Source organism: uncultured Cetobacterium sp. (assembly GCF_947072685.1).
GTDB lineage: Bacteria > Fusobacteriota > Fusobacteriia > Fusobacteriales > Fusobacteriaceae > Cetobacterium_A.
The window spans coordinates 1-3593 of record NZ_CAMTIK010000049.1; the positions used below are offsets into that span (position 1 = coordinate 1).

The following is a 3593-nucleotide window of genomic DNA, read 5'->3' on the forward strand; positions in this document are numbered from 1 at the left end:
TTTGAATACATTAATGTCAAAAATGTTAGTACCGAATTTCATTATGATAATACTAATAGTAATTTTTATAATAGTTACAGACAAAAAAGAAGAATAAAGACCAACAGAACAACTGAATGTCTTTTTAGGAAATAATAATAAAATATATGAGGAAAATCAGAAAACTGAAATGCCTTACACAATATGAAATATAAATAGTTTTATTGCTATTTTATTTTTATTCGTGTAGGGCATTTTTTTTATAAAAAAAATAAGCAGGAGGAATCAAAATGGAAAAAGCAATTTTCATCAAAAACAGAGCAAAAAAATCTCAAAAAGGAGGTTGGTTAAAAGAGAATTATAAATTTATTCTTGTGGTAATGTTACTTATAATTGTTAGTCAATTTAGTTTCGCTTCATCTACAGATATGCCATGGGAAGGACCATTAGATAAACTATTAAAATCGTTTACTGGACCAGTTGCAAAAACTGTAGGAATTTTAGCAATTTGTGCTTGTGGTGGAATGATGGCATTTGGAGAAATGGGAAGTGCAATGAAAAGAATGTTAAATATTGTTCTTGGTATTTCTATCGTTTTTGCTGCTTCAACATGGGGATTATCATTCTTTGGATTTTCAGGGTCAGTACAAATGTAAATTGGAGGCATAAATGAAGTTTAAACCAGGAGAAAAATTAAAGACACAAGGGGGGTTGCCAAGCAACCCTGATTCTGTTTTTAATGAAAAGTATATGAAGTTAGCAAAATCGCTTAGAAATTGGCAAATTGCTTTTTTATCACAAACAATTTTATTTACAATTTCTTTATTAGGATTTATAAAAGTTGCTACTCAAACTCAAATAATTCCATATATTGTAGAAGTTAATAAAGAGGAAGGAATAGTAAAAAATATTGGAGCAATAAATAGAATAAATTATGTTGCAAATGATAAATTAATCATGTCAACTTTAAGAAATTTTATATTAAAAACTAGATCAATTCCATTAGACCCAATTATGTATGGAAGAAATATAAAAGAAGCATATAGTTTTTTAGGAGAAATAGCACAAACGAAATTAAAAAGCCAAATAATAGCAGAAGATACAAAAGATAAAATGAAAAATAAAGAAACTAGAGATATTTCTATAACAACAATCTTAAAAGTTGATAATAAAAATTATCAAGTTAGATGGATTGAAACGGGCTATGATGAAAGAGGAAATATAGTTGAAAAGATAAAAAAATCAGGAATTTATACAATAGAAATAATTCAATCTAATTCAGAAGAAAAACTATTGATAAATCCAGTAGGAATTACAATAACAGATTATAGTTTTAACAATGAAATGTAGAGGTGAAAAAATTGAAAAAGATAGCAATATTAATGACAGTTTTGTCAAGTATGGCATTAGGAGCAGTTGAGTTACAGTATGAAGATTTTTCTTATCAAGAACCAGTTATAAAAACGGGATTAAAGGAAGCAAAGCAAAATGTTAAAACAACATTTGTTTACAACGAAAATGATATGTATAGAGTTTATGCAAGAACAGGATTTTTAACAACAATTTACTTAAATTCAGATGAAGAAGTTATTTACTTAGCAGGTGGAGATACAGCAAGATGGGCGATTGATGAAGGAGTAACAGGTTCAAAACAAGGAGAAAGAAAAGCAATTGTTTTAAAACCTTTTTATCCAGGAATAAAAACAAATTTAGTAGTAAATACTAATAAAAGAAGTTATAACTTTTTTTTACAAAGTGCTAATGAATGGTATAACCCAGTTGTAGAGTTTGTTTATCCACAAGAAGCTAAAATTGCAAAAATGATTAAAGCAAATAATGAGGAAACAACAAGTTTAGTTAATCTGAATAATTTAAATAATAAATATGAATGGAATAATAAAAAATATAATTGGAGTCCTCAACAAGTATTTGATGATGGACAAAAAACTTATATAGTTATGAAACCTGAAATGAGTACAGGAGAAGCACCAGCTCTTTTTATAAAAGATGACCAAACAGGAAAAGTAGTTTTAGTTAGATACAGAGTGAAAAATAATTATTACATAGTAGATAGATTATTTGAACAAGCAGTATTGAAATTAGGAAAAAGAGAAGTTGTTATAAAAAAAGATGGAAGTTTTATAAAAAACGAGAAAGATTATTACCCAATTAGGATGTGATATTTATGTATGAAAATGAAGAATCTAAACAAGAAGAAATAAATAACAATGATATTGAAATTAAAGAGGAATCTAAAGAAAAAATAAATAACGAAAACATTGAAATTAAGGAAGAATCTAAAGAGCAAGAAAATGAAAAAAAGGAAAGGCTTTATAAAGGAACACATATCAAAAAAAAATATTTGATATTTCCTATTGTGTGTCTAGTTGGTGTATTGATTTACAATATATTTAAAACACCTTCAACTAATACTAAACCAATAGAAGAACCTAAAAAAGAAGAGAAAGAACAAAAACAATTAAATTTAGAATTAGAAACAGATTATTCTAAAATGATAGTTACAGATCGTGGAGTTGAAGCAGAAAATAATCAAGATAAAATAGATAATTCAATTCAACAAAATAATGTTATAGAAAATAAAAAAGTTATACAAACAAGTAAGAGAGAATTAAGCGAAGAAGAAAGAGAAGCATTAAGGAAAATTAGAGAAGAAGCAAATAATGCAAAGAGAAGCTCTATTTCTTTTCCAGTAAATCAAAATCAGAGAGAAAATAGAGTCGCTCAAAATGACGCAAATAGAAATTATACTGATTATGATTTAAATAGACAAGGCTCAAAAAAAAGTTTTTTAAATAATGAACCAACATATTCAAATTATATAAGTTCAAAATTAGAAGGGAGTATATCGCCATTTGAAGTAAAAGCAGGAGATTTTATACCTGCAATAGTTATAACAGCTATGGATAGTGATTTACCTTCAAAAGTAATAACAGCTCAAGTAAGAGAGAATGTATTTGATACTGTAACAGGAAACTATTTATTAATTCCACAAGGAACTAGAATAACAGGAACATATGATTCAAATGTTACTTGGGGACAAAATAGATTGTTAGTCATTTGGCAAAGAATGATATTTCCAAATGGAATGAGTATAAATTTAGATAATATGCAAGGAGTAGATTTAACAGGACAGGCAGGATTAACTGGAAAAGTTAATAATCATTTTGCAACATTAATGAAAGGTGTTTTATTATCATCAGCTATGGGAGCGACAGCAGCTATCGTAACACAAGATAATAGTAATAATGATGATTGGAAATATGCAGCAGGACAAGGAGCAGGACAAACAATTGTAAAAGTTGGAGATAAATTTGCAGATAAAGCATTAGATCGTCAGCCAACAATTCAAATCAAACAAGGTGATAGATTTAACATTATGGTTCATAGTGATTTAATTCTAAAACCATATAAATAATCTGAAGAATCAAACTGAAAAAGTAATAGATTAAATTACTTTTGAAGGCGATAGTTAGTCGGAAACGACTAAAAAAATCTTAAAAGGGGTAAAATAAATGGGTTATAAAATGAGATTAAAGAAATATATGTGTAATGAAAATGAGAAAAATAATCCTAATCCATATCAAGAAATGTAT

The 3593-nt window shown here is 27.2% G+C and carries 4 protein-coding genes; all 4 read left to right on the plus strand.

The features are described 5' to 3' along the window. Positions 1 to 269: 269 nt before the first annotated feature. From Q0V67_RS10290 to Q0V67_RS10305, 4 genes are read left to right on the plus strand one after another with little or no spacing between them, the layout of a single operon-like run. Positions 270 to 635, plus strand: a complete 366-nt coding sequence (locus Q0V67_RS10290; protein WP_297599319.1) for a TrbC/VirB2 family protein — start codon at positions 270 to 272, stop codon at positions 633 to 635. 13 nt (positions 636 to 648) lie between these two features. Continuing rightward, positions 649 to 1329: a type IV secretion system protein gene (locus Q0V67_RS10295; RefSeq protein WP_047394812.1), complete on the plus strand. Its 681-nt coding sequence runs from the start codon at positions 649 to 651 to the stop codon at positions 1327 to 1329. Between the two features lie 11 nt (positions 1330 to 1340). Beyond that, positions 1341 to 2159 (plus strand): TrbG/VirB9 family P-type conjugative transfer protein, encoded by an 819-nt coding sequence (locus Q0V67_RS10300; RefSeq protein WP_052193911.1) that lies wholly within the window; start codon positions 1341 to 1343, stop codon positions 2157 to 2159. Positions 2160 to 2164: 5 nt separating this feature from the next. Beyond that, entirely contained in the window at positions 2165 to 3415 is a 1251-nt protein-coding gene (locus Q0V67_RS10305; protein ID WP_297599324.1) for a TrbI/VirB10 family protein, read from the plus strand. Positions 3416 to 3593: the final 178 nt, after the last annotated feature.

Excerpts from the sequence above, each read along its gene's own strand:
- Q0V67_RS10290 (WP_297599319.1), top strand. The coding sequence starts at position 270 with ATGGAAAAAGCAATTTTCATCAAAAACAGAGCAAAAAAATCTCAAAAA.
- Q0V67_RS10295 (WP_047394812.1), top strand. The coding sequence starts at position 649 with ATGAAGTTTAAACCAGGAGAAAAATTAAAGACACAAGGGGGGTTGCCA.
- Q0V67_RS10305 (WP_297599324.1), top strand. The coding sequence starts at position 2,165 with ATGTATGAAAATGAAGAATCTAAACAAGAAGAAATAAATAACAATGAT.